Source organism: Streptomyces sp. SYP-A7185 (assembly GCF_046103685.1).
Lineage (GTDB): Bacteria > Actinomycetota > Actinomycetes > Streptomycetales > Streptomycetaceae > Streptomyces.
Genome location: NZ_CP122310.1, coordinates 9,387,172 through 9,412,756, shown reverse-complemented (window position 1 = coordinate 9,412,756; position 25,585 = coordinate 9,387,172). Strand labels below are relative to the sequence as shown.

The 25,585-nt window shown below is 68.8% G+C and carries 23 protein-coding genes; 5 read left to right on the top strand and 18 right to left on the bottom strand.

Translation table 11 applies throughout. The features are described 5' to 3' along the window. Positions 1–22: 22 nt before the first annotated feature. Entirely contained in the window at positions 23–676 is a 654-nt protein-coding gene (locus QBL25_RS41585; protein ID WP_409062166.1) for a hypothetical protein, read from the top strand. Between the two features lie 18 nt (positions 677–694). Here QBL25_RS41585 and QBL25_RS41580 read toward each other — a convergent pair whose 3' ends face one another. The 4 genes from QBL25_RS41580 to QBL25_RS41565 form a co-directional block, all read right to left on the bottom strand. Then, positions 695–1,228, bottom strand: a complete 534-nt coding sequence (locus tag QBL25_RS41580) for a hypothetical protein (protein WP_409062165.1) — start codon at positions 1,226–1,228, stop codon at positions 695–697. 62 nt (positions 1,229–1,290) lie between these two features. Then, positions 1,291–1,500 (bottom strand): hypothetical protein, encoded by a 210-nt coding sequence (locus tag QBL25_RS41575; RefSeq protein ID WP_409062164.1) that lies wholly within the window; start codon positions 1,498–1,500, stop codon positions 1,291–1,293. Positions 1,501–1,722: 222 nt separating this feature from the next. Beyond that, positions 1,723–2,091, bottom strand: coding sequence for a VOC family protein (locus QBL25_RS41570; RefSeq protein ID WP_409062163.1), 369 nt, complete (start codon positions 2,089–2,091; stop codon positions 1,723–1,725). Positions 2,092–2,123: 32 nt separating this feature from the next. Beyond that, on the bottom strand, positions 2,124–2,897 hold the full coding sequence (locus QBL25_RS41565) for an oxidoreductase (RefSeq protein ID WP_409062162.1): 774 nt from the start codon (positions 2,895–2,897) through the stop codon (positions 2,124–2,126). A gap of 82 nt (positions 2,898–2,979) precedes the next feature. On the opposite strand from QBL25_RS41565, the gene QBL25_RS41560 reads away from it, so the two are divergent. Next, complete coding sequence (locus tag QBL25_RS41560) at positions 2,980–3,558, top strand: TetR/AcrR family transcriptional regulator (RefSeq protein WP_409062161.1); 579 nt, start codon at positions 2,980–2,982, stop codon at positions 3,556–3,558. A gap of 153 nt (positions 3,559–3,711) precedes the next feature. Here the strand turns inward: QBL25_RS41560 and QBL25_RS41555 are convergent, their stop codons facing one another. The 3 genes from QBL25_RS41555 to QBL25_RS41545 all read right to left on the bottom strand — a co-directional run bounded on the left by QBL25_RS41555 (position 3,712) and on the right by QBL25_RS41545 (position 7,203). Continuing rightward, positions 3,712–4,011: a hypothetical protein gene (locus tag QBL25_RS41555; protein ID WP_409062160.1), complete on the bottom strand. Its 300-nt coding sequence runs from the start codon at positions 4,009–4,011 to the stop codon at positions 3,712–3,714. Positions 4,012–4,155: 144 nt separating this feature from the next. Further along, complete coding sequence (locus QBL25_RS41550) at positions 4,156–5,664, bottom strand: MFS transporter (protein ID WP_409062159.1); 1,509 nt, start codon at positions 5,662–5,664, stop codon at positions 4,156–4,158. Positions 5,665–6,090: 426 nt separating this feature from the next. Continuing rightward, entirely contained in the window at positions 6,091–7,203 is a 1,113-nt protein-coding gene (locus tag QBL25_RS41545; protein WP_409062158.1) for a DNA alkylation repair protein, read from the bottom strand. A 399-nt stretch (positions 7,204–7,602) separates the two neighbouring features. Here QBL25_RS41545 and QBL25_RS41540 point away from each other — a divergent pair, with 399 nt between their 5' ends. Further along, a complete protein-coding gene (locus QBL25_RS41540; protein ID WP_409062157.1) occupies positions 7,603–7,881 on the top strand; it encodes a hypothetical protein in 279 nt (92 codons plus the stop codon). A 260-nt stretch (positions 7,882–8,141) separates the two neighbouring features. Here QBL25_RS41540 and QBL25_RS41535 read toward each other — a convergent pair whose 3' ends face one another. Continuing rightward, positions 8,142–8,735 (bottom strand): DUF4291 domain-containing protein, encoded by a 594-nt coding sequence (locus QBL25_RS41535; protein ID WP_409062156.1) that lies wholly within the window; start codon positions 8,733–8,735, stop codon positions 8,142–8,144. Between the two features lie 72 nt (positions 8,736–8,807). Next, positions 8,808–9,350 carry a TetR/AcrR family transcriptional regulator gene (locus QBL25_RS41530; RefSeq protein ID WP_409062155.1) on the bottom strand — a complete coding sequence of 181 codons (543 nt, stop codon included), beginning with the start codon at positions 9,348–9,350 and terminating at the stop codon, positions 8,808–8,810. 203 nt (positions 9,351–9,553) lie between these two features. Between QBL25_RS41530 and QBL25_RS41525 the strand changes: the two genes are divergently transcribed. Next, positions 9,554–10,507 carry an NAD(P)-dependent alcohol dehydrogenase gene (locus QBL25_RS41525; protein WP_409062958.1) on the top strand — a complete coding sequence of 318 codons (954 nt, stop codon included), beginning with the start codon at positions 9,554–9,556 and terminating at the stop codon, positions 10,505–10,507. A gap of 191 nt (positions 10,508–10,698) precedes the next feature. Here QBL25_RS41525 and QBL25_RS41520 read toward each other — a convergent pair whose 3' ends face one another. The 4 genes from QBL25_RS41520 to QBL25_RS41505 form a co-directional block, all read right to left on the bottom strand. Further along, on the bottom strand, positions 10,699–10,833 hold the full coding sequence (locus tag QBL25_RS41520; protein ID WP_409062154.1) for a hypothetical protein: 135 nt from the start codon (positions 10,831–10,833) through the stop codon (positions 10,699–10,701). Positions 10,834–11,044: 211 nt separating this feature from the next. Continuing rightward, positions 11,045–11,308 (bottom strand): DUF6199 family natural product biosynthesis protein, encoded by a 264-nt coding sequence (locus QBL25_RS41515; RefSeq protein ID WP_409062153.1) that lies wholly within the window; start codon positions 11,306–11,308, stop codon positions 11,045–11,047. Positions 11,309–11,936: 628 nt separating this feature from the next. Then, positions 11,937–15,134, bottom strand: a complete 3,198-nt coding sequence (locus QBL25_RS41510; protein ID WP_409062957.1) for an RHS repeat-associated core domain-containing protein — start codon at positions 15,132–15,134, stop codon at positions 11,937–11,939. Between the two features lie 613 nt (positions 15,135–15,747). Beyond that, complete coding sequence (locus tag QBL25_RS41505) at positions 15,748–16,518, bottom strand: response regulator (RefSeq protein WP_409062152.1); 771 nt, start codon at positions 16,516–16,518, stop codon at positions 15,748–15,750. A gap of 108 nt (positions 16,519–16,626) precedes the next feature. On the opposite strand from QBL25_RS41505, the gene QBL25_RS41500 reads away from it, so the two are divergent. Continuing rightward, on the top strand, positions 16,627–18,240 hold the full coding sequence (locus QBL25_RS41500) for a sensor histidine kinase (protein WP_409062151.1): 1,614 nt from the start codon (positions 16,627–16,629) through the stop codon (positions 18,238–18,240). A 26-nt stretch (positions 18,241–18,266) separates the two neighbouring features. On the opposite strand, the gene QBL25_RS41495 is transcribed toward QBL25_RS41500, so the two are convergent. The 5 genes from QBL25_RS41495 to QBL25_RS41475 form a co-directional block, all read right to left on the bottom strand. Next, positions 18,267–19,346 carry an LLM class flavin-dependent oxidoreductase gene (locus QBL25_RS41495; RefSeq protein WP_409062150.1) on the bottom strand — a complete coding sequence of 360 codons (1,080 nt, stop codon included), beginning with the start codon at positions 19,344–19,346 and terminating at the stop codon, positions 18,267–18,269. 547 nt (positions 19,347–19,893) lie between these two features. Then, positions 19,894–20,688, bottom strand: a complete 795-nt coding sequence (locus QBL25_RS41490; RefSeq protein ID WP_409062149.1) for a BTAD domain-containing putative transcriptional regulator — start codon at positions 20,686–20,688, stop codon at positions 19,894–19,896. Positions 20,689–20,892: 204 nt separating this feature from the next. Continuing rightward, positions 20,893–22,350, bottom strand: a complete 1,458-nt coding sequence (locus tag QBL25_RS41485; RefSeq protein WP_409062148.1) for an MFS transporter — start codon at positions 22,348–22,350, stop codon at positions 20,893–20,895. A gap of 151 nt (positions 22,351–22,501) precedes the next feature. Next, on the bottom strand, positions 22,502–23,797 hold the full coding sequence (locus QBL25_RS41480) for a cytochrome P450 (protein WP_409062147.1): 1,296 nt from the start codon (positions 23,795–23,797) through the stop codon (positions 22,502–22,504). A gap of 78 nt (positions 23,798–23,875) precedes the next feature. Beyond that, the gene (locus tag QBL25_RS41475; RefSeq protein WP_409062146.1) at positions 23,876–25,456 is read right to left on the bottom strand and encodes an MmgE/PrpD family protein; all 1,581 of its coding nucleotides are present in this window, start codon (positions 25,454–25,456) and stop codon (positions 23,876–23,878) included. Positions 25,457–25,585: the final 129 nt, after the last annotated feature.

Sequence of the window (25,585 nt, the reverse complement as noted above, 5' to 3'; positions counted from 1 at the left end):
GACGAGCAAGAGGAGTAGAGGCATGCTCAAGGAGTGGCGCCACCGCCGGGCCGTGGAGCGGGTCAAGCCCGGCAACGGCCGACCGTTGCAGCGCTTCCGCTGGTGGCAGATGCTCACCCGCGCGGTGTTCCACCTCCGGCTGGTGCACGACGACGGCCGGCAGACGGTCTACACCGTCGACGTCAAGCACCAAAACCAATCGCAGGGCTACGTCACGGCCCACCTGTACCTCGACGGCCGGCACCACGCCGAGTCCAAAGTCCCCGCCGTCTTCCCCGTGCAGGGCGGCACCGTAGAGGTCAAAAGGAGCGGCTTCGGGCTCAAGCGCTGCCACTACGTCACCGCTGACGGCACCGAACATCAACTCGTTCCGGCCCCCGCCTCCGCCGAGGGACGCCGCGCGCGTCTGGACCGCGCGCACCCGGCACTGAGCCGCGGTGCGGGTGTCCTCTCGTCGATCGTGCTGCTCGTCGGCCTGGTTCTCCTGGTCCTTCAGCTCGCCGAACAGGTCACCCAGGCACCGGAGGGCCTGGCGCAGTACGTCGGCACGTTCACGTCGCCGGTCGATCTGCCGGCATGGGGCAACATCGCGGTCGGCCTCGTCACCGTGGCCGCCAGCACGGAGCGGGCACTCCGGCTGCGCTATCACTGGCTACTGGACGGCTCGGTGGGCTGAAGTGGCGGTGCAGGGGCGTCAGTCGGCGGGGAGGGGGTGGCGCAGCAGGTGCTTGTGCAGGTCGCTGTGGGTGTCTGCGGCCTCGATCCGCAGCCAGGTCCCGTCGCGGAAGTGCAGGAGCAGCATCCGCGTCTCGTACTCGTAGGGGAACGGATCGACCAGGCTCGCCTCGTCCGGGGCCAGCCGGGCGACGACCCGCAGGTGCTTTTCCCGGTCCCTGACGGCACGCACGGGCGGAGCGGCCAGGACGATGCCGTCCTGGGTGAGAAGGACCAGCCGCGCGTCGCACGTGGAGTGGGCGTACCTGCGCAGCAGGAACTGCCCGGCGTTTCCTTGCCAGTTGCCGTCGAAAACACGGTCGAGGCCCTGCTCGACGATGAGGGTCTTGCGCCGCTTGGCGTCGGCGGCCTTCTCCCGGCGCCGCTCCCTCCCTCGCTTGGTGGCAAGGGCCCGCGTGACGGCCTGTTCCGCGCCCGCCAGCGGTATCAGCATCCATGCGATCAGCGTGAGCGGCGAGATGAGCACTGTGCCGAGCATGTCCAGGACAGGCATGCGCCCCGGCCGGAGCGGCGGGGACCCGGCCGCCTGGAGCACTTCAAAACCCACAGCCTGCCTCACGCCGCCAAAGCCATGGCGAGCGCCACCACGATCACGCCGCAGGCCGCTCCGATCATCAGGTAGCGAAACGTTACTGCTGGGCGGGCCACAGGGAGGTCGCCCTCAAGGGGGCAGGTGCACAAGCCGTGTTGCTCAAGGACGGGAGAGTCGAGCCAGTAGGCGGCCGCCAGTTCGGCGTGCGGCTTGGGAACCGATGCTTCTTTCATGCCATGGCAACGAGGCCCCCGCGCCCCGGTACAGGCCCGCCCGGTGAACTTCACGCCTTCTTCACGCCTTCACTGCATCCGAAAGAGTTCACAGTCTGAACGCGCGCGAGGGTCGAACGGGCCTGCGAGCCCGCAGGGGTGGTGGATGCCCGGAGTCTGGTGGGCGCCGGCCCGTCCGCCCTGCCCCCGCGGAGCGGTGCGGTGCGGCGGACGGCGACCGGCTCAGGTCGAGCGCAGGCAGAAGGGGTGTCCGGCCGGGCTGGCGTAGACCCGGCTACCGGTGCGGGTTTCCGAGGAGATCTCCTCGGTGGGCCGCAGTCGCGTGGCGCCGGCGTCGATTGCCGTGCAGTCGGCGGTTGCGAGGTCGTCGACGCCGAAGTCGAGGTGCATCTGCTGGGAGGTGCCGTCCGGCCAGTTCGGGGCGGTGTGTCCGGGTGCGTGCTGGACGACGATCACCGGAAGGCCGGGAGTCTGGACGAAGTGATGACTCGGCGTGGAGGTGAGGGAACCGCCGAGCAGCCGGCGCCAGAAGACGCTTTCCTTCTCGATGTCGGCGGCGTCGATGATCACGGAGGTCAGGGTGATGGGCATGAGGGCGTCCGTTCGCGTTGTCGGGTGGTTGGTCAGACGGTCGGGATGATGCCGCCGTCGACCCGGAACTGTGCTCCGGTGAGCCATTTCGCACGGCCGGAGGCGAGGAAGGCGATCATCTCGGCGACGTCCTCGGGATCGCCGGGGCGCCCCATGGGGACCTTCAGGTCGTCCACTATCTGCTGCGTGACCTGTTCGGCGGCGACCCCTTGCTGCTCGGCCATGTGCTTCAGGTGGGCCGTGGCACCGTCGGTGACGACGAAGCCGGGAAGGACGCAGACCACGCGCACGCCGTGCTTGCCGACCTCAGTGGCCAGTTCGCGGCTATAGGTGTTGAGCGCGGCCTTGGCGGCGGCGTAGGACGCCTCGGTGCGCTGCGGCAGTTGGCTGGCGATCGAGGAGACGTGCACGACCACGCCGGCCCCCTGCTCAACCATGCGCGGCACCAGGGCCCGGTCCAAGCGCACGGCACTGAGGAGGTTCATCTCCAGGTCCGCCTGCCAGGATTCGTCCGACCGGCTCAGGGTCGGCGCCGGAGCGCTCGCCGCGCCCGCGTTGTTCACGAGCACGTCCACGCCACCCACCTGCTCGATGACCCGGCGGCCGAGTTCGGCCACCCCCTGCTGCGTGGAGAGGTCCGCCGCGAGGAACGTGGCACCGCTGTCCTCCACGGGCCGGCTGCGGGAGGCCGTCAGCACGGTCGCGCCCGCGGTGACGAAGCGGCGCACGGTCGCCGCACCCAGGCCCCGGCTGCCGCCGGTGACCAGTACGCGGAGGCCGTCGAGGCTGCTGTCGGTGATGGGCATGGGGGTTTCCCCTCCGTAAGATGAACCTGACTCCGGAAACGGTACACGTAAACGGAGCCAGACTCACCTTATGGAGGTTCTCTTGCCCGCATCACGCCCGCTGCGCGCCGACGCGCGCCGCAATCGCGAGGCACTCCTGTCCGCGGCCCGCCAGGCGTTCCTCGGCGGCGACACCGACGCGCACGTCGAGGACATCGCCCGCAGCGCCGGCGTCGCCGTCGGCACGCTCTATCGCCACTTCGAAACCCGCGAAGCGCTGGTCGAGGAGGTCTACCGCGCAGAGGTCGACGAGCTGTGCGCCGCGCCCGCCGTCCTGCTGGACCAGCACGCACCGGAGGAGGCACTGCGACGCTTCCTGCTGCTACTCGTGGACCACGCGGCGGTAGGCAAAGGGATGTCCGGCGTGCTGGAAGGCATCATGGCGACGGATTCACCGGTCTTCGACCACGCACGCACCCGCATGGCCGACGCCCTCTCCCTGCTGATCGCAGCAGGCAGCGCGGCCGGCACCCTCCGCGATGACGTCACAGGCCCCACGCTGTTGCGTGCCCTGGGCGGCATCTGCGGAATGAGCGCCACGGAGGGCTGGGTGGCAGAGGCCCGGCAGATCACCGCCCTCCTCTACGACGGCCTGCGACACGGCGCCCCGTCGTCACCCTGAGCCGGGCCGTGAGCCGCTGGTCAAGACGGCTCGAGCGGGCCTGTGGGCGAGATCGCTCGGCTCGGCTCCCGCGTCCGCCGTAGCCGGCTCGTCGCCGCCCGCTCTCAAGACCCGTACGGGTTTTGCTGTCCCCCTCATGCTGGGAGCAACGCGTCAAGTGGTGGGCGACGGGCCTGATTCGGAGGTGAGGACGGCCAGGCGGCGGAGTCGCCGGCAGTACTCGATCTCCTCTGGCCGGGTCAGGAGCGGCACGACCCGGTCGAGATCGCCGATACAGCCGTGCAGGATCCGTCGGCGATCCGCGTCCAGCGGGCTGCCCCGGGTCAGCCAGGTCGACACGCATCCAGCGATGGCCGCATCGAGCATCACCATGTCGACGCCTTCGAGTTCAGCCCCGCGCAACGCGGCGGGAAACCGCGCGTGCAAGTGCTCCGCCCAGAGTCCGCCGACCATCGCTGATGCCTCCTCCCGCCTGACCATAGACGTAGCTCCTGATGGGAAGTCCCGGTACGGCCGCGAAGGGTAGTCGCACCCCGATGGCCACCGCGGCGGCCCAGGTCCCGGCCGGCGACGCGGCCAGAACCTGGGAGGGATGGCTCAGTCGGCCTGGCTGTTGGCGTGCTTGGGCAGGCAGAACATCAAAGCCCACATCAGCACGAGGAGGCCACCGACCCACCACAGCACGGTGAGGAACGCATCGCGGTTGAGCCCGGCGTCGGATGAGCCGCCGGTGACGGCGAAGAAGACCAGTGCGGTCAGCGCGGTGCCGAGGGCGATGCCCAGGTGCATGGCGGTATTGAACAGGCCGGAGGCCGCCCCGGCGTCCTCGTGCCGGACGGGGGCGAGCGACATGTCGGCGAGCGGGCCGCTCACCATGCCCAGACCAAAGCCGATCAATACCACCGGAGCGGCCATCGCCAGCAAGGTCAGATCCGCCCCACATGAGTGGGCCTGAAGCCCATAGGCGGCCATCGCCGCAGTCGCGATGAGGGATCCGGTCTGGGGCAGCCGGCGGGCGAAGCGTCCGGCGCTCTTGGCCGCGATCGCCGCACCGGCCAGTTCGCCCAGGGACAGCAGTACGAAGGCCATGGCCGCCCGGGAGGGGCTCATCCCCAGGCCGCGCTGGAGGTACAAGGTCCAGGTCATGAAGAACAGCCCGCAGAGCAGACCGTGCAGCAGCTGCGCGGCCATGCCGCCGGAGAACTGCCCGACCCGGAAGAGGAGCAGGGGCACGAGGGGTGCGTTGCCCTGCTTGCGCTGCTGGTGACGCAGGAAGACGCCGAGCACGAGGAAGCCGATGGCGAGCAGGCCGAAACACCACAGCGGCCAGTGGTGAGTGTGCCCTTCGGTGAGCGGGAAGAGGATCAGGACGACGGCCAGAGCGGACAGCAGCATGCCGGTCAGATCGAGCCGGTCGGCCTTCTGGACGGTCGATTCAGGGATGAACCGGCGTCCCAGGAAGAGCACGGCGAGGCCGACGGGTACGTTGACCAGGAAGATCGGCCGCCATGACAGCCCGAAGAGGTCGGCCTCGGTGAGCAGGCCTCCCATCACCGGGCCGAAGACGTTGGCGAGTGACAGGACGGCCCCGTACAGGCCGAAAGCCTTGCTGCGGTTCCGCCCTTCGAAGGTGACATGGAGGCTGGCCAGGACCTGCGGAATCATCAGCGCGACTCCCACGCCTTGGAGCATGCGGGCGCCGATCAGCACTCCCGGGCCGGTGGCGAGCCCGCACAGCAGCGAGGCCGCGGTGAACACAGTGGTGCCGATCAGGAGGACCCTGCGCCGACCGTAGAGGTCGCCCAGGCGCCCGCCGGTGATCAGCCCGACGGCGACGGGCAGCGAGTAGCCGGTGGTGAGCCACTGCACTGCGGCCGGTCCGGCACCGGTCGATTCCTGGATCGCGGGCAGAGCGGTCAGGACGACCGACTGATCGAGGATGTCCATCAGCTCGGCGACCAGCAGCACCACGAGGGCGATTCGGGCCGCCAGGGCCATCTTGGGGTGGTGGAGTTCCGGGTGGCGGGGTTCTTGGTGGTGGGGTTCTTGGTGGTGCGGGGACAGGGTTGTGTGTTGCGGCTCGTCGTCGAGCGCGGAGGAAGACACGGAGGGACTCCTGATCCGAACAAAGCGGGGAGCCCTGCCGACAGCCGCACCGGGGCCGGAAAGCACGAAGCCCGGGGCAGACGGCAGAGCTGCACCCGGGAAAACAGAAAACTGCGGGGAGGGTGACGCAACTCAGGCCAGCGCGACGTCCGCCCCCGGACACGTGCGACACAACAGCACGTGGGGAACGCGGACGACTACATGGCCTGGTTGATAGGACGTCACCTCGAAAACGACACAGAAGGAACAGGAACTCCGGTCACTGCCACCGACAGCTCGGCACAGGAACCCCTTGACGATACGACACCCTCCTGCCCCGCCGCACACCGATTAACGGCCCCCTGCCGGACCGGCCGGCACGGGGTGGCCAAGCCCCCAAGCCCCCGCTGCCGAACCGGGCCCCAGGTGCGCAGTCCAAGCCGCGCGTCATGGACGGTCCGTGGCAGTCAGCTCGAATACGGCGCGCTCGGACTCAACCCCATTGATCTGCAAGGAGATCGCGTGCGGTCCGGGGTAGTAACGGCGTGTCGTGATCGGGCGGAAGGAGTGCTCACGCGTGACCTCGATCTGCTCCCCCGGTGCGAGCGTGCGCGTGGTGAGCTTGAAGATCTTGCCGGTCTGTCCGCCGTTGGCCTTGCGGTGGTGCACGACGTAGTCGATCGACAGCCGCGCCGGAGAAGCACCGCTGTTGCGGATCGCGGCGGTGAACTGGACGCTCCCGCCGAAGGGGACCACGTCCTGGTCCAGGCGGGGCCCGTCGACGTCCACGGCCGCGGGAGCAAAGCCGAGCAGTTCCAGGGCGCCCGGGTGGCCGCGTTTGATCAGGGTGCGCAGTCCATGTCGTACGAGACGTGGTGTGGTGGCATCGGGGCGGTCCAGCCAGCGGCGGGCCGTGCGCACCACGACATCGGGATGGTCGCGGCTGAGGTCGTTGAGATGGTTGGCGACCGAGCGGCGTACGTACTCGCTTTCATCCCGGTAGAGGGCGTCCAGGATGGGCACGGTCACCCCGGGGCGACCCATGATGTCCGGTACCCGGACCGCCCAGGGCAGGTAGGGGCGGGTGCCCTCGGAGGCGAGTCGGCGGACGTCGGCGTCTGCCGATCCGGTCCAGTCGGCGACGATGATGCCCAGCGCTCGGTCGAGGTCGTGCCGCAGCAGTGTCCTGATGGCGAACTCCGAGGAGAGGCGACCGGTCAGGTCCGCGAGCAGCGCCATCGCGTCGTCGAAGGCGTCCGTACCGCCCTCCTGGACCGCGCGGGTGGCGAGCGCGCCGGTGACCGGCCAGATCAGCCACCCGGTGAAGCCCGGCGCGTCACAAGCTGCGCGGATGGTCCGGGCCAGCGTGGCGTAATCGCCCGGCAGGTCCGCCAGCAGTGCGTCGCGCAACAGGTCGGCGCGTTGTCTGAGCGACAGCGGGTCGATCTGCCCTGCGGCCGCGCGAAGCGCCGTGAGGGCGGCGTCCGGGGCAGCGGCCTGGAGGGAGCGGGTGAGGTTGTGGACGGTGTCGCGGCCGATGAGTTCGTCGGCGAATGGCATGGTGATTGTCCCGTCACGTGAAGTGGTGCAGCGCGGTGGTGAGCTGCCAGTCCACGCTGTCGTGGTTGATCGTGGCATGACCGGGCAGTCCGCCATCTCACCGGTGATGCCGACCGCACCGGCGCGGGCTTGCGGCAGGCGATCGTGGACGACGATGTCGATGACGCATGTGTCAGCGGGGTCAGCGGGGTCAGCGGACGAAAGCCTTGGCGAACAGGCCGTTCGTCGACGGGAACACGCGACTGTGCACGCCGAGTTCCTTGCCGAGTTACCTCCGCTCTCACGACCACCGCGTCAGGTCCCGCCATCAGGCTGCACGTATCACCCTTTGGGCCAATCGGGGGAAGCGGGAGCGATCTCCATCCATGTCGGCCCACCGACTGCGGAAGGATGCATTCCATGCGAACCATGAAACGCGTCCTCCTCGCGGCTGCGGCCGCGTCGCTGCTGGTGGCGAGCCACGGCGCAACTGCCGCGGCACACACGCCCGTACAGACCGCGCCCGTACGGTCCATGCCGGCAGCCGGTCCGGGCTGGCACCACGTGGCGGACTTTCCTCCCGCCGAGGAGAACCGCTGTCACGAGCGTGGCCGCTGGTACATGGAAAACGGCGTGCGCGCCTACGAGTGCCGGGCCGCCGGAGTCTGGGAGCTGTGGGTTCTCACCGAGCCCTCCTGACCAGGGTCAGGCCCGATAGTTGCCCTCGGTGCGGTGCCTGTCCGCCTGCCTGCCCTGCCGGGCAGGCACCGCCTCCGCGGCTTGAGAGGCCATTGGATCTGGTGATGCGCGGCAGCAGATGAAGATGCTGGCCATGCGGACGAGGCAAGGGAGTGTTCGCGCTTGCGCTCGGGGCGACGACGATGCAGGCGTCGGCATCTGATCAGCAAGCCTCGCGGCCCCAGGCCGACGCAGAGAGGCCATCGACAGGTAACGCCTGACTACCGGTGCAGGTGGGCCAGGGCCTCCTCGCTGACGGGGTAGAGGCTTTCACGCGGGAGGAGTTGACGGGCGGCGTCCAGCTGACCGTCTCGTACGTGGGCGTGGACCGCCTCGGCCAGCGGTGTGACGTCAGCGATGGAGACGATCCACTCATCGGCATAGAGATGCGCGGCTTCGCCGGTGAGGCCGAGCTGCAGCGATCGGTGCGGAAGAGCCTCAAGACGCAGGTCGCGTTCGGGATCCCATTGCACGCGGGCGGGGGCTTGCCTCAACTGGCGCTTCCACGTGGCGTGATCGGTGTGCAGTCCTTGTTCGAAGTGAGACAGACAGGCACGCTGCAGCGCCCATTCGAACCCCTCCCGGGTGATCTCAACGGCGAGGACGTGTTCCTGGCCTTCCTTGCCGGCCCAGCCACTGCGATACATCATCCACAGGAAAGACGGCTTGATCCACGTCATACGCTCCCGCCGCCACGCCGCCGGGAACCGCCCGTCGCGAGCCGCCGGCAGGGCGATCTCCGGTGAGTAGGCCTGGTACACGGTGATCGTGCGGGGCGTATGCACTGCGCGGATCTGGTACTTGGGTGCTGTCATGGGATCAGGATGATCACGCGTTCTCACGCGCGCTATTCAATTACGGCAGCGACCCCTCGGCCGTTCCTGCCGTCATGAGGCGGGGCGGTCTGCGTGGCGAGGATGCAGGTGCCCGAGATCCAGGCCGGCTGGCGGCGGCAGCGGCTCCCGCGTGGCCGTCGGGCGCAGCGCGTCGAGCAGCAGACCGACCAGCCGCCGCGATGCGGCCTCTGGTTCGGGCGTGGCCGCGAGCGCGCCGTTGGCGAGCAGGAGCAGGGTGAGATCCGAGGGATGGAAGTCTGCCCGGAGCTCTCCGGTGGCCTGAGCCCGCCGGACCAGTTCCGCGAAACCGCGTTCTCCTTGCAGCCTCCGGCGTGAGTGATCGGCGGCCTCCCCCGGGAAGGCGTCGAGGAACGCGGCGGTGAAGCCCCGCTCGGCTGCTTGCAGGGCGCAGATCTTCTCGATCACATGGCAGAAGCCGTGCCACGGGTCGGGGTCCTTCAGCGCCTCGTCCAGGGCGGCGGTGCAGGAGGAGAGTTGGTCGGCGAAGACCTCGCGCACCAGATCGTCACGCGTCGGGAAACGCCGGTAGAGGGTGGCGACACCCACCTGGGCTTTGCGGGCGATGGTCGACATCGGTACATCGACGCCGTACCGGGTGAAGGCCTCCTGGGCTGCGTCAAGGATCCGCTGCCGGTTGCGCTGGGCATCGGCGCGCAACCGAGAGGATTCGCGGTCGATCCTTCTCACCTCCGACGTAAGTGGACGAGATCGTCCACTTACCACCGTACGTTCGACGAGGAAGAGCGTCGGTGAGTGAGGTAAGAGAGATGATCGAGATGATGCGGGCCGCGATGTACGACCGCTTCGGCGGCCCCGAGGTGTTGTACGTCGGTGAGGTGCCCAGGCCTGTGGCCGCACCGGGTGAAGTCCTCGTGAGGGTGCGGGCGGTCAGCGTCAACGGCGGGGAACTCGCGGCCCGCGCGGGCCGCGTGCGCCTGGTGACCGGCCGCCGTTTTCCCCAGCGGACGGGCCTCGATTTCGCCGGCGAGATCGCCGCACTCGGCGCGCCCACCACCGGTCTCGCCGTGGGCGACCAGGTGTGGGGCGTCATACCGCGCGCCTCCGGTTTCGGCAGCGCGGCCGAGTACGTGGCCGTCGTGCCTGAGCGGATCGCACGGATTCCCTCGTCCCTCGACCCCGTTCAAGCAGTGACGCTGCCCGTGGGTACCACGGCGATCACCGCTCTGCGCGACAAAGCACGGCTGCGTCCCGGTGAACGCCTTCTGGTACGCGGGGCAGCGGGCGGAGTGGGCAACGTCGCCGTCCAGTTGGGAAAAGCGATGGGCGCGCATGTCACGGGTCTGGCTCGCGCGGCCAACCTCGACCTGGTCCGCGGCCTGGGCGCCGACGAGGCCCTGGATTACAGGACCACTCCCCCGGCCGACCTCGGCGGCTACGACGTGGTCCTCGACACCGTGGGCAAGGACTTCGCCGCCTACCGCCGGTTGCTCGGCGCGCGGGGGCGGATGGTGGCCATCGCCTTCGACCTCGACCATCCCGCGAGGTCCCTCGGCTCCCTTCTCGCCAGCACCCTCCATGGCCGTCGCCGAGTGCGCTTCTTCAGCGGCAACCCGAAAGCCCCGCTTCTCACTGACCTCGCCTCGTACGTGGAGAAAGGAATGCTCCACCCCGTGGTGGACACGGTCTTTCCCCTCTCCGCGATCGGCACGGCTCATCAAGCACTAGAGGCGGGCGGAGTTCGGGGCAAGTACGTGGTGCGGATCGATTAGCCTCGGCGCCATGCAGACACGAAGGGGCCTGATCGGGCTCTGAGGGGATGAACCGCGGAGTCACTTACCTCTGCCGCGCAGGAAGTGCACTAGGAAGACAATCCCTATTGCGACAAAGACGGCGACGAAGGCCACTTGCCCCCAGACCGGGAAGTCAGGACCACCGCCAGGGGCGGCTACAACTGCCTCGCTCAGCGACGGTTCTTGCTCCGCATCAGCAGGGCCACGAGGATGATCGCGAAGACAACGAAAAGGACGACAAAGATCGTCGCTCCTCCGCTTGACGCCCACATCTTGGCCAGTTCGACCGACGAGTTCTGTTCCACGTCATGTCTCCATCTGTGAGGTTCGGCCGGACGAGAAGGAGCCGGTGATCCGACCGCTCGGTTCGATGCGGTTGACGGAGTTCGCCGCCGGCGTAGAGATAGGGGTCTTCCTCCTGGCCGGACGGCTCGGGGCTGTTGAAGCCGCCGATGTTGGGGTCGGATAGCTGCAACTCCGGTACCTGAGGCCCGCTGGCTACGAACAACGGGCCGCTCAGATCTGCTGCACCAGCATCCACGTCACGAATCCCAGGACAAGCACCCCACTCACCCGCGTCATCGCATACCCCCTGCTGGTGGGTTCGGTCCCATCCGGATCTTTTACCCAGCCTCGCTGCAAGCTTCTGTTCAGCTTCCACAACAGCTGAGGCCGTATCACCTGCACCAGCCCCATGACCAGGAAGACGCACAGGAACGGGATGAGAACTGGGCTTCCGCCGCCGTCAGAAGCGGCTTGAAAAACTGCGTCGCGACTCATGCCTCACCTAGTGCCTTGGATACTTTCAGGAAGGATCTTCGAGATTCGGGTTGAGATTCTACTTTTCCTTGCGGGCCTGTACGACTCCGAAGACGATGAAAGCCAGAATGGCAATGCCTACCAGCGCCCAGAGAAGGAGTTGGCCTTCGTGCCAGCTTCGGCCGTGCCCCCGGCGCAGAGCAGCGTCGGTCCGCAGGAACAGATCTCCGGACCGACTTCTCATCAGTTCACGGCCGACTTTCCCTCGCCCGTCGCCGCGTCAACGGCCTCTGGGCCCTCCTACGCGACGGGCGAAGCTACGGAGCCACTCCTCCCATCGCTCTCGCGGCTTGACGGCATGAGGAATCAGTCAGGTAGCCAACACCCGCCCCGCAGGTCGCGGGGCGGGAGCAGCGCGTCGGCGTCGCCAGCGATATATTTCCCTGGCTCTAACTCCTCTACCCGCGTCTATTTTTTTTGGCTATCACGAACGCCAGATACCCGAAAACGAGAATGGCCAGGACTATCACCAACCACCCGGGAAGGGCATCCAGTCCCTTATAGGAAAGTTCGATTGAATTCACCATCTGATCCTTTCAAAGGCTAGGGGATGTGCTAATTGACGTTCTCGCTGGAGGGTAGGGTCGCTCTAGCTTGATGCCTTTTCGTACGCGTAACCCACCCCCTCGCCGACCAGTGCTCCCCCCAGAGCACAAGCTGGTGCCGCAGCCCCGCCCGACAGAGTGGTGCAGCCCGCCGTGAAGACTTTGTCTGCAGCGAAGCCGAGGGCCGTTCCGGTCGCTCCTTTATAGTCGCCCGTGGCGAGCTGGTGCCCGAATTCTCCGATCGCGGCGACATCCCCGATAGCTCCCGCAGCTTTCGTCATGCCCTTGGCGAGGCTGTCGAGGGACAGCAGCCCATTCGGGTCGATGCGGTTGACGGGGTCGCCCTCGGCGTAGAGGTAGGGGTTTTGTTCCTGGCCCGACGGGTCGGGGCTGTTGAAGCGGCCGATGTTGGGGTCGTAGTAGCGGGCCGCGAAGTGGTACATGCCCGTCGGGTCCTGGTAGCCGCCGGCGAACCGGTAGGGCTGGGCGACCTTCTCGCTGCTCGCTCGACTGACGCCGCGGGGGCTGTAGGCGTAGGAGTTCACCTTCGCGCCGGACTCATCCGCTGTGGCGACGACGGAGCCAAGCGCGTCGGTGAGGTAGTAGTGGGCCTTGCCGTCCCGGGTCATGGAGTTCAGTGTGCCCCCGGGTTCCCGGTTGAAGCCGGTGTCCACACCGGCAGTTGAGGTGGCCGACAGGCCGATCGGCCCGTTGTGGAAGTAGGTGTCGCCCAGCTTGATGCGCTCGCTCTGGTCGGTGGAGCCGTACTGGCCGGCGTAGGTCTTGCCGCCGACCGTCAGCGAGGTGAGCTGGCTGTGATCCGACCACTTCTCCCCGGTGCGGGTGCCTTCCGGGGTGGGCGCCGCCGCGGTCTCGTGGCCCTCGGCATCATACGACCAGTTCGTCGAGGAGCCGTTCTTTGCCGTGATCTGCTGGGCGTCATTCACGGTGTAGGTGGTGCCGCGCGGGCAGCCCTTCTCCGTGCCCTGGCTGGTGAGGTTGCCGGCGAGGTCGTAGCAGTACTGCCAGGACTCGTTCAGCGTGGAGCCCTTGTTCTCCGCCGCGTAGGAGAAACGCCCCGCCCCGTCATAGGTGTAGGTGGTCTTCAGGCCGGCGAGCGCGTCGGTCTTGGTCCGGATCTTGCTGCCGTCGGTCTTGGCGTCGGTGCCGTAGCCGTAGGTGTAGGCGAGGTCGACCAGCGTGCCCTTGGGTGACGTCGCCGTGATCTTTTCGGGGCGGCTGGACTTGTCGACGTCGACCTTCTGCACGGTGCCGCCGGGGTAGGCGGTCTCGGTGCGGACGTCGTTGTTGTTGTACTTGTACGACGTCACCCGGCCCTGCGGGTCCTTGAACTCCTTGAGCTTGTTGACGTCGTTCCAGGTGTAGTCGACCTTGCCGGCCGGGTCCTGGTAGAAGTCGACGTTGCCCGCCGGGGTGTAGGCCAGCAGGGTCTGGGAGCCGTCCTGGAGGGTGCGGATGGTTTCGCGCTGCAGCGGGTCGAACTGGTACTTGATGGTGCCCGTGGTGTCGTCGCGCTGGCGCAGGTTGCCGTCGCCGTCGTAGAAGTAACGCACCGTGTCGTTGGTCGTGGAGACGGTTTTGATGCGGTCCAAGTGGTCGTAGGTGAAGACCTTCTTGACGCCGCGGCCGTCGGTCAGCGTCTCGGTGCGCCCGAGGCTGTCGTAGGTGTAGGTGCTCTCCCCCAGCGGCTTCGGGGGCGTCACCTTCCGCAAGTCACCCTTGTCGTCGTAGGTGAAGGACGTCTTGACCGTCTTGGAGGAGGTCATCTTCGTCTCGGCCGCACACCGCTGGCCCTCGAACCCGCCGCAGTCGGGGGTGGCGGGGTTGTACGTATAGGAGACGCTGCCGCCGCCGGTGCCGGTCTGCGCCACCGACTTGGTGTTGCCGGCCGTGTCGTAGGTGTAGCTGGTCTTCTCCCCGTCCGCGTTGGTGGAGTCCTTGGGCACGTCCCCGCCGGCGATGGTCTGCCAGCTGGCGACCGACTTCCCGCCGGTCGGCGCCTCCACGCTCTCCAGGTTGTTGCGGGTGCTGAAGCCGTAGTCCGACACATTGCCGGGGGTCGTTCCCGACCCCATGGCATCGGTGGCCGTATCCACGTTGTGGTTCGCGTCGTACTTGGTGAAGCGCTTGTGCCCCAGCGCGTCGGTGACCTCATCCACCTGGCCGTCACCGTCGTGCTTGTACCTGGTGGCGTGCTGCTCGGGGTCGGTGACCTTGGTCGTGCCCGCGGCCGTCGGCGTCGCGGCGTCGTACTCGTACGTCCACGTCGGGCCGGTATGACCCGAGCCGTTGAACTCGGTGGCGCGCAGCATGGAGGTGACGCGGTTCGCCGCGTCGTAGGTGAAGACGGTGACCCGGCCCTCCGCTGTGGTGATCTTCGTCAGGCGGCGCGAGTCGTCGTAGCCGAAGGTGGTCGTCTTGCCCTCGGCGTTGGTGGTCTTGTGCAGGTTGCCGGCGGGGTCGAGGTCGAAGACCGCGGTGCGGCCCGCGTTGTCCTTGGCCTGCCACTGCGAGGCGTCGGTCTTGACCAGGTCGATCCAGCGGCCCGAGCGCGTCTCGGTCAGCTTGAAGCCCTTGTGCTCGCCGCCCGCGTCGTGCTGGGTGACGGTGATGGCGCCCTTGTTCTTGTCGGTGACCTTGGTCAGGGTGCCGTCGGCGTTGTAGGTGTCCTTGGACGAGGACTTCCAGTTGGTGACGGTGTAGGTGCCGTCCGCGTTCTTCTTCAGTTCCTTCGAATAGCCCTTGGGCGTGGTGAAGGTACCGTCCGCCTTCTGGGTGAAGCGCAGGCTGTCGCCCGAGGCGTCGTACAGGACGACCTCGCCGTCCAGGACCTGCAGGTAGCGCTCGTACTGCTGCCACCACCGCTGGGAGACCTTCCCCCACGGGGCGTCCAGGGAGTTGTAGGTGCGCGACAGGCTCAGGCTCTGGCCCACCCCGGCGATCTGGAAGTCGGTGGCGGTGAGCATCAGGTTGCCGGTCGAGTAGTCGACCCGCGCGGTCAGCGCGTCGGTGATCGCAAAGTTGCTGATCTTGTGCCAAGGCACGTCGCCCTGCCCCTCGGGCACATAGCTACTGGGCGCCGCCCGGCCGGACCTGCCGCTCTCCTCACCGCCTTGGGCGCGCTTCTTCTGCTCTGTCCGCCACCGTGCGACCTCGTCGGACGGAGTGCGCTCGGCCTGCGGCGCCACCGGCTCGTTCGCACCGACCTTGACGGGCGGCATGGTGAACGTCGGAGCGTCCTTGCCCCACGCCGATCCGGGATCATCCGCGGCAGCGGCAGTACCCGCGGCCGGCAGCAGGGACAGCGTCAGGGCGCCGGCGGCCACGGCTGCCGCTGTGGCCAGATTGGTTCTCTTGCGGGCACGCGAAAGACGCGCACCCCAGGTGCGATGCATCAAGGCTTCCCCCCACAGGAAGACACGTCCCGCAGACCCCAACGGTCACGGGAGGCACACAAATTGACACATCGCCATCACAGGCGCCCGGGCGTTCCCCCGAAATCCCTCACCATGCGAGGCAGAACAAGCCCGTCCGCATACGCCCGCCAAACAGTCACAAAAGCCGTAGGAGGGAGGCTTTACGTTTCGACCATCGAAATATTTCCGTACGGCAATCCCGAGGAAGTGGCGCAAAAGCGCCCCCCGAAGCGGACACCAGGATCCGTACGAATGGCGTCGGCAGATCGCAGATAGCTCTCACCCTGAGGCCGACCGTCAGACTCCACTCGATGAAACCAACAGACCTCCGGCGCCGCCCGCCCAGCAGGGGGCAGCCCGCTGGTGGACCGAACGGTGCGCGGCGCACCCCGGCGTCGGCAGGTGAATGCCGCGCGGGTCAGGTGCGCGGGCGAGTGGCCGTGTCGAGGTAGAAGGCGTCGATGCTCTGGACGGCCTGCTCGAACTCGTCGAGGTTGACGGGCTTGGTCACATACGCGTTGGCGTGACTGCTGTACGCGCCGTTCACGTCCTCCGGGGCATTGGAGGTCGTGAGGACGACCACGGGAATCGCCTGGAGATCGTCGTCGGCCTTGAGGATCTTCAGGAGTTCCCGGCCGTTCATCCGGGGCATGTTGAGATCGAGGACGATCAGGTCGGGCCGAGGGGCGTCGGGGTGGCGCAGGTGTTCCAGCGCGGCGATCCCATCCGTGACCTGGACCAGATTGCGGGCCCCGCGCTCGCTCAGGGCCTCCTCGATGAGCATCGCGTCGGCGACGTCGTCCTCGACGAGCAGCACGTCGAAGGGGCGGGCGGGGGTGGCGATCATCGGTTGCTCCGTGGGTTTTTCGGAGGAGTGGTGGAAGAGTCCCGGCCAGCGGCGCCGGGCACCTTGACGGGTCATGCCGCAAGCGGCACCGATCTGCGGGTACCCGGCGCCCGCCTGGGCGGCGGCGACGGCCGCCGCCTGCTGCAGCCGCTCGGTGGCCTGCTGGACCTCATCGAGTACGTGCAGCAGGGCCAGCGCCTGGGCCGGATTGTCCGGGCCCGGCGGCGAGTCGAGGACCAGCAGATCACGGGCGAGACGTCGGGCCAGCGCACTGACGGCAGCGTCGGCACGCTCCGCAGTCTCCTGCGGGGCGGCCCGCAGGTGGAAGTTCTTGCCTGGCATGTCCCGCACTCTAGGTCCCGCACCAGCCCGGTGACAACAAATGTTGTCGAGCCTCTAGAGTGTGCTGGCCACTCCTTCAGGGCGGCCACCATCGTAAGGAGTCCACCGATGACCGACGTTGCACGGCCCCCGCAGGGGCGAAGACGTACGCCCTGGACGACGCGGCAGTGGCTGCGCGCCGGAACGGCCCTTGCCCTGCTGGTCCTGACGCTGCTGGGGACCGCGGGCGGTTGGATCCTGACCCGGACCGCGTCGCTCAGCACGGAACTCGTGGACGTACGGTCGCCCGCTCTGACCACGGCGGTCCGCCTGGAGGCGGCACTGCTGAACCAGGAAACGGGGATCCGCGGTTACGGGCTCACCGGCACCCCGCAATTCCTCGACCCCTACAAGCGGGGGCTGGCCGAGGAGAAGGCGGGTGTCACGCGGCTCGCCGACCTGCTCGACGGTGACGACACCGGGCTGCGGGACCTGAAGGAGGTCCAGGAGGCCGTGAGCGGGTGGCAGGACCGCTTCGCCCAGCCGATCGCCGCCACCCCGCCCGGCGCGCCCTCGCCCCTGGCCACGGAGCGGGCGGCAGAGGGCAAGCGGTCCTTCGACCGGGTACGGGCCGCCCTGGACCGTCAGCAGGAACAACTGCGCGCGGCCCGCACTGAGGCCCGCGACGAGCTGGCGGCCACCATGACGCTGCGCAACTGGGTGTTCGTCACCACCGGGTTGCTTCTGCTCGGCATGACCGCGGCCGTCTTCGAGGGGCTGCGCCGCGGCATCAATCAGCCCCTGGACCAGCTCGGCGCGGACGCCCGCACCATCGCCGGCGGCGACTTCACCCATCCCATCACCCCGACCGGCCCCGCCGACCTGCAACATCTCGGCGGCGAAATCGAGTTCATGCGTCGGCGCCTGGTCCGCGAACTGGACTTCAGCGAACAGACTCGCGGACAGCTCGACGCGCAGGCCGCCGATCTGCGGCGCTCCAACGCCGAACTGGAACAGTTCGCCTACGTCGCCTCCCACGACCTTCAGGAACCCCTGCGCAAGGTCTCCAGCTTCACCCAGCTCCTCCAGCGGCGCTACGGAGGGCAGCTCGACGCCAAGGCCGACCAATACATCGCGTTCGCGGTCGACGGCGCCAACCGCATGCAGGTCCTCATCAACGACCTCCTCGACTTCTCGCGGGTGGGGCGCCTGCACAACGAACACCAGAGCGTCGACCTGGACGCCGTACTGGAGCGGGCGCTGTCCGCGCTCAGTGTCGGCATCGACGAGGCACAAGCGACGATCACCCACGATCCGTTGCCGACACTGACCGCAAACCCCACCCAGATGGGCATGCTCTGGCAGAACCTCGTCGGGAACGCCGTCAAATTCCGCCGCCCCGACCAGGCCCCGAAGATCCACATCGGCGCATCCCGCGAAGGCGATCTATGGCGCTTCACGGTCACCGACAACGGCATCGGCATCCCCGACGAATTCACGGAGAAGATCTTCGTCATCTTCCAGCGGCTGCACACCAAGGACGCCTACGCCGGCAGCGGCATCGGGCTGGCGATGTGCAAGAAGATCGTCGAATTCCACGGAGGCACCATCGCCGTCGATCCCACCTACCGCGACGGCGCACGCATCACCTTCACCCTGGCGCCCCAGCCACGTGAGGCCCCCGACAGCACCGACACCACCACGGTGCCCGAACTCACCCGCGAGAGCAGCGGATCGCAATGAGCCTCCCGCAGCGTTGACCGCTCCGCTCAGGCGAGGAGTTGCGCCAGCACGGCCATCTCGGCGGGCGGGTCGACCACCGGCTGGATGAGCAGTTCGTCAACGCCCGCCCGTTCCAGGGTGGCGATACGGGCAAGCAGCTCGTCGCGGGTGCCGATCAGGGCCAAGGCGCTCAGCAGTGAGGGCAGCACCAGGTCCCGATCCTGCGGCGCGATGCGCCCGAGGTAGTTGGGGTAGAGCATGATGTGCCGGTCCGGCGCGGTGGCGGTGGTGCCGCGCCGTTCGAGGAGCCTGTTCACCGCCTCGCGTGCCTCGGGGCCGAGCTGGTCGGCGAAGGCGGGTGTCTCGGCGGCCGTGTCGGCGGCGAAAGCCAGCAGCGACAGGACGAGGTGGCCCGTCGCGTCCCGGGCCGCGTCCCCCTGGGGGTCCTCTCCTTCGCCGAGCAGATGGAGCGAGGTGACCACGTAGGAGTCCGCCTGCGAGCCCGGGTGCGCGACGAGGCCGTGGGCCGCGCCCTGGGCGGCGTGCCGGCGGGTGTCGTGCAGCGCGCGCCAGGCGGTGGGGTCCAGCAGGCCGAAGGAGATGAGGCCGGTTCCGCGGCGGCCGGCCACCCCGGCAGCCTTCGGCCCGAGCAGCGCGGCCACGACGAACTCGATCGGGTCGGCGGTGTTCACGTACGGCCCGGCGTGCAGGAACCGGATGTCGCGCACCCGGTCACCTTCGCGGTACTCGGTCCGACGCCCTGCGCACAGGTCCTGCAGCGCGACGGTGAACTCCTCCAGTCTGGCCGCCGTGGTCGGACGCATGCCCAGGGTGCGCCGGGCGGTGTTCCCCGTACCGACTCCGCAGATGATCCGGCCCGGCGCCAGGGCGTTGAGACTGGCGAGCCCGCTCGCGGCGGCCGGGGCCGAGCGCAGCGCCGGGGAGGTCACGCCGATGCCGAGCCTGATGCGGCTGGTGGCCTTCGCGCACAGGCTCAAGGCGACGAAGGGGTCGCCGTGAACCATGGGGGTGTCGTTGACCCAGAAGCTGTGCAAGCCCAACTCCTCGGCCCGCACGGCGAGATCCTCCACACCGGGCCGCGCGGCGAAGACAACGCCTGCACGCATCCATACCTCCAGGTGTGAGGATCGAAAGGGCGCGAGGATCAACTCAGACCTGCCCAGCATGGCAGGTTGCGCCACAGGTCCGTCGCCGAGCCGCGAGGTCTCTACGGTCGCAGGTCGGGGTGCTCATGCCTGAACGGGATGGTCGAACCTGCGGTACGGGGGACCTGCGGTTTCTACGCTCGACGACAGAGCCGCCGACTTCTCAACTACTTTTTTCTCATTGAATGTACGGTCACCAAGATGAAGGCTGCCGAGCCAACGGCCAGCACAACGATCGTCATTGGCGTGCTGTCCGATATGAATGCACCGAGTTCGTTCATATCCATCCGGCTTACCCCAAGGCTTCCTCAAGGCGACATCTGTGCTCGCTTGTCATTCCGGGTAGCAGGCCGTATACCCCGCAAGTCCGGTACCACGCGCGGCCACGGCCCGCAGAGCTAAGCCCGGGCCGAGGAGTTCAGCTGCCCACCGCAGTGTGCGGCGGGTCAGTTGGCCGTCGAGGTCAGGGCGCTTCGACGTGAGACGCGCCGGATTCCGTGCGGGTCCCTCAGGCGCCGCGCAGCAGGGCACCCTCCTGCTGAAGGATCTGCCTGAACCTCCGCTGTAGTGCCGGGCCCGGCTCGATTCCCAGTTCCGCGTCCAGGTTGTGCTGGACCCTGCGGTAGACACTGAGGGCATCCGCCTGCCTGCCGGAGCGGTACAGGGCGGTCATGAGTTGTTCACAGAAGCGCTCGTGCAAGGGGTACTGGGTCAGCAGCTGCTCCAGTTCCGGGATCACCTGCCAGTGCCTGCCCAGCCTCAAGTGCGCCTCGACGAACAGCTCCCTGCCGATCAGCCTGGTTTCCTCGAGCCGGACATATGCGATGCGGCAGATCATGCCGGTGCCCGTGTCGATGAGAGCCGGCCCCCGCCATTCGGAGAACGCCTCGGTGAGCATCCTGATGGCCAGTTCACCATCTGCGTCCAGGCGTCGACCGGCCGCCTCCACGGAAGTCGAGAAGCGCAATGCGTCGACGTCCGCCGGATCGACGTCGAGCACGTACCCCGACCGCGTCGTACGGAGGACATGACGGGCTTTCGGCTTGCCGGTCTGTTCGGTGAGGACACGGCGTAATCGTGCGACGTGTGACTGCAGGGAGTTGTCCGCGGTCTTCGGAAGTTGATCTCCCCAGAGCTCGTCAAGCAGATCAAGGGCCGGTACCGGGGTGCCAGGTGTGAGAGCCAGGGCCGCCATAATCGTTCTGAGCTTCTCTCCCGGCAGCTGGATGGGAATGTCCTCCTCGACCACCTGCAGCGGCCCAAGTAGCCTCACCTGCATGCGAACCCCCGGTTTTTCTGCCACGTGGGCAGTGCCTGTCGTGCGTGCTCGACCGTAGTTCGTAAGGCGGGCGCACCCGGATTGGTGGGAGACACACTGAGGTTCACTCCGACAGGGCCGCGGCGGGGCCGCTGGGCTCGGATACCGAGCTTGACCTCATGAGATCGTCGCGGATGGCATCCCCTGCGTGGACTTCAACAACTGCGCGCAGCAACTGGGCTCAGATCGTCACGGCTGTACTTCCCTGCCACCGGCAGGGCCGGCGGCGAGCGCCCGGGAGTCAGCCCGCACAGGGTGCGGACCGGGGCGGCCGCGGTGCCGGGCGAAGCCGAGGCCCAGCAGGCCCGCGATGGCAGCCGCGGCGCAGCTGAAGAGCACCACGTGGCGGTACGGGGCAGGGTCGGACGAGGCCGCCACGGGCAGGATGGCGGCGAGCGCCGCGATGCCCAGGGCGCCGCCGATCTGCCGTACGGCCAGGTTGAGTCCGGTGGCGCCGGCGAAGTCCGCCGGTTCCACGGACAGTGCCGCCACGCTGGACACCCCGGTGCTGACGGCGCCGATGCCGGCCCCTGCCAGCAGGCCGACCGGGATCCACATGCTCCACAGGGCCGGCTGCGAGGAGAGCGTCAGGCCCAGCCACAGTCCGGCCGCCACCAGCGTCAGCGCGCCGCAGCTCACCACCAGATGCGGGCGGCTTCTGCTCAGGGAGCGCCCCACCAGCGCCGCGACCGTCGCGGACAGCAGCGCCCCCGGCGTCATCGACAGACCCGCCGTGATCCACGGGTAGTGCCAGACATCCACCAGGAACAGCGCCCCGACCAGGAGCCAGGCATACAGCGCCGCGCCGAAGAACAGAGAGACGAGATTGGCCAGCGCGAACGGCTTGCTGCGCCACAGTCTGGTCTGCAGGGCGGGCCGCGGGTGCCGCCTGGCGCGCAGCAGGGCCCACGCCGACAAGAAGAGGCCCGCGATGAGGGAGCCCAGCACGCGCGGGTCGTCCCAGTGCCACTCCCGCCCCTGGGTGACACCAAGGACGAGGAGCCCGGTGCCGGCCGTGACAAGCAGCGTGCCCAGCGGGTCGGGAAGCCCCTGCCCGCTGGTTGCCGGTGCGCGTACGGCCCTGATCCCGGCGAGCAGGGCAAGGCCCAGAGGGACGTTGACGAGGAACAGCGAGCGCCAGCCGGCCACGTCGATGAGGATGCCGCCGAGGCTGGGCCCCGCCGCGGCCGCGGCGGAGGCTGCCGCGCTCCACAGCCCGATCGCCGCCCCTCTGCGCTGCGGGGCCACATCGGCAAGGAGTACGGCGAGGGAGGCCGGAATCATGGCCGCCGCCCCCAGTCCCTGCAGCCCCCGTGCGGCAAGGAGCGCCGGGAGGGCGGGGGCCGCGGCACACAGCAGCGAGGCGGCGGTGAACAGGCCCATGCCAGCGACGTACAGACGGCGCCGCCCCAGTACGTCGGCGAGGCGTCCCGCGGGGGCGAGGCATGCGGCGAAGACGATGGCGTACAGCGAGATGACCCAGGTCAGGTCGGTCACCGAGGCGCCGGTAAAGCTGCTGTGCAGGTCCGCCACCGCGAGGTTGGCCACGGTGGCGTCCAGGATCGACAGGAAGATCGCGCCCGCCGCGAGCGTCACCACGAGCGGGTAACTCGGCTGCCGGGCAGCCGAGTCCGGGTTCCGGCTCATGCGTCGTCACTCCTTCGCCCGAACGGCCCCCGGTGCAGGGCCCTTGTTCGCTCCAATCTGGCAAGCGCCGGGGGCGGGCGCTGGCAGGAATCCGCCACCACCCGTGTTCCTCCGTGTGCCGGACCAACAGCGGATCCGCGCCCTCCCGTAGTCAGTCCCAGGCCACGGGCATGTCTTCCAGACCTCCGAGGACCGCGAAGTCCTTCCAGCGCAGTTGCTGGGCCGGCACCGTCAGGCGTAACCGCGGGAATCGCTCGAACAGGGCACGCAGGCCGATGGCGAGTTCGAGACGGGCCAGACCTGCGCCGATGCAGAAGTGCGGGCCCTGCCCGAAGGCCATCTGGGTGCGCTGCTCGCGCTGGATGACGCAGTGGTCGGGATCCGGGTAGGCCTCGGGATCCCGGCTGGCGGTGCCGACCGAAGCGAGCACCGCCGAGCCCTCGGGTATGACCGTGCCGCCCAGCTTCACGTCGCTCGTCGTGATCCGGATGGCGGTCCCGCCGCCGGGGACGTTGAGCCGCGCCAGCTCTTCCACGGCCTCGGGGTAGAGCTCGGGATCGGCTCGCAAAAGTGCGAGCTGGTCGGGGTTGTTGAGCAGGGTCGCCGTCCCGGCGCAGAGCACGGTCACGGTGGTGTCGTGTCCCGCGAACAGCAGCAGCGCGCCCAGGCTGACGATCTCGCGTTCGGACGGCTCACCTTCCTCGTCGTGGATGCGCACCAGGGCACTGATCAGATCGTCGCCGGGTTCCTCGCGCCGGTGGCCGACCAGCCGGGCGAAGTAGGCCCGCATGTCCTCGTCGGCCTGCCGGAGCTCCTCGGGCGGGTACTTGGTGAGCGAGAAGAACCGGTCGCACCAGGCCCCGAACTTGTCGTAGTCCTCGAACGGGACCCCGAGGATGCGGCAGATGACCCGCAGCGCGAGCGGACGGCCGTACATCTCGACGAGGTCACCCGCGGGCGGGCCCGCCTCCATGGCATCGAGCAGTTGCGCGGCGACCTCCTCCACGTACGGCCGCATCCTCCGCACGCGCTGCGGGCTGAACGCCCGGTTGGCGAGTTTGCGGATTTGGGTGTGCCGTGGGGGGTCCATGGAGATCATGCTGTCCGGGTCGGGCTCGACCAGCTGCGCGCGGGCGGCGCCGGGACGGAACAGCGCCTCCCTGCTGAAGCGAGGATCCGACAGCGCGGTCCGCACGTCCTGATGGCGGGCCACGAACCAGGCGGGGTCGCCGGTCGCGAGGGTGATCGGGCATACGGGCTCCTCGCGCAGCGCCTCTGCGTATGCGTCGGCCGGCACGAGCGGGTCGGTGCGCTTCACGGGATAGGTGAACCTGGGTGGGGGTGTGGGGGCGAGAGGTGAGTGGTCATCAGGTATGCGTGCGGACAGCGCCTGGTCGGAGGCTGCCTGGTCGGGAGGTACCTGGTCGGAGGGTGCCTGGTCGGACATCGTGCGATTCCCCTTCTGACATACGGGCGGACGGGCGTACGGGCTTAAGGGCGTACGGGCGCGCTGGCGGCCCGGCGTTCAGCGGAACGAAGCCGGACGGGCTTCGGCGCCGGGCAGCGGTTCGGACAGTGCTCTGGTCACCAGCGCGTCGACTTGGCGTGCGGTCAGTGAGGCGAGGCGGTCCAGGCCGTTGATGACCTCGGTGGAGGTTCCGGACGACGCGAGCTTGGCCCGGACCAGTTCACGGTGGCCGTGCCGGGTCGCGGGACCGGCCGCGCCCTTCGGCCGCCCGCACGAGGCGGTGAGCACCCGGCCGTCGCGCAGGGTGATCCGTAGCCGGGCGCCCACCGTCTTGTCGGCCTTCTGGAAGGTGGTGCTCGGTGGCCCGGCGATATCGGCGGTGGCCGTTATGCCCTCCCCCATGACTGCCACGAGCCACCGTCGGCCGTTCTCTCCCGCCTGCCGCAGCGCCTCGCCCAACGGGGCGGTCCCGCGCAGCACTTCGCGGCTCAGCCCGGGGTCGTATTCCAACCGCACCCGGTCCGCGAGAGACCAGCGCAGACGGTCCGCGGTCGCCGGCGCCGCGAGATCCGCGGGGAGGACGGAGCCGGTGGTGAGGGCGGTGGCCACGTTGTAGGCGACGGAGACGTTGAGCGCCATGATCGCCGACCGGTCGCGGTCCACGTACGGGGCAGCGTCCCGGTCCATGGCGATGGTCAGCCGGGCCGCCGAGACCACGATCTGCTCGATGTCGTGGAGGTCTTCCCGGGAGAGGCGGGTGTGCAGCTGTGCGGCGCAGTCGACGGCCGCGTCCACGTACGCGCCCGCCGGATTGAGCTTGAAGGTCAGCGTCTCGGTGTGCCAGCGCGTGCCGAGTCCGGCCGTGACCGCCTCCGGCGACGGCACGTCCGCGAATTTGGCGAGCAGGCCGCCGGGGTGCTCCAGGATGTCCTCCGCGCCCCGCAGCCCCGCGGCCGCCGCGTCGCAGGCGTCCAGCGCGGTCCGTACCGGCGTCGCCGCCGAGAGAACCTTGGCCTCACTGCCGAGCAGTGCCCTGCGCAGCGGCCATGGCGGCGTCGCGAGGGCCAGGCCCCAGGCGTTGGTCCACAACCCGGCCGGGGCCCGGGCGCCGTGCAGGCGGGCCGCCACGGCACCGACGAGCTGGGTGTACGAACTCCCCTGTCCCCGCAGCGGCCCCAGCGCGCAGGCGGCGGTGACCCGGGCGGCGCACTCGTTCGCGGCGACGACCGCCGTCAGCAGGGCCCGCCCGTTGAGCCGTTGCACCCGCCGGAAGGCCAGCGGGACGCCGACGGAGGCGTGGGTGACATGGCCCGCGTACATGCTGTCCTCGTAGTAGAGGCACGAAGACAGTGCGGCCATGACCTGCGCCGCCTGGCAGGGGTCGGCCACGAGCGGGGTGCCGAAGGCCCCCACCAGCTTGCGCCCCAGGGGGTGGGCCAGGCTCGCCCGCAGCACGGCCAGATGCGAGATGACCTGGCTGGTGGCGTACTCCTCGATCCGCCCGGGCAGATCCGCGTGGCGCAGACCGGCGGACCACTCGGCCAGCTGCCGGCTGAGGGTGGGGAGGCCGGGCGAACGGCCGGGGCCCTGGCCGCCGTCGGCCGTGCCCGGCGCTCCCGGCGTGCCCGGCGCGGTCACGGCCGGCTCCCGGACAGGCCGCGCGGCGGTGGCCTGTGGGTCTCGCGCCGCGGCGGTGGCCTGTCGGTGAGGTAGCGGTCGATCGCGTCGGCTCGACGACCGGCGACGGGTCGGCCCGCGACACCGGAG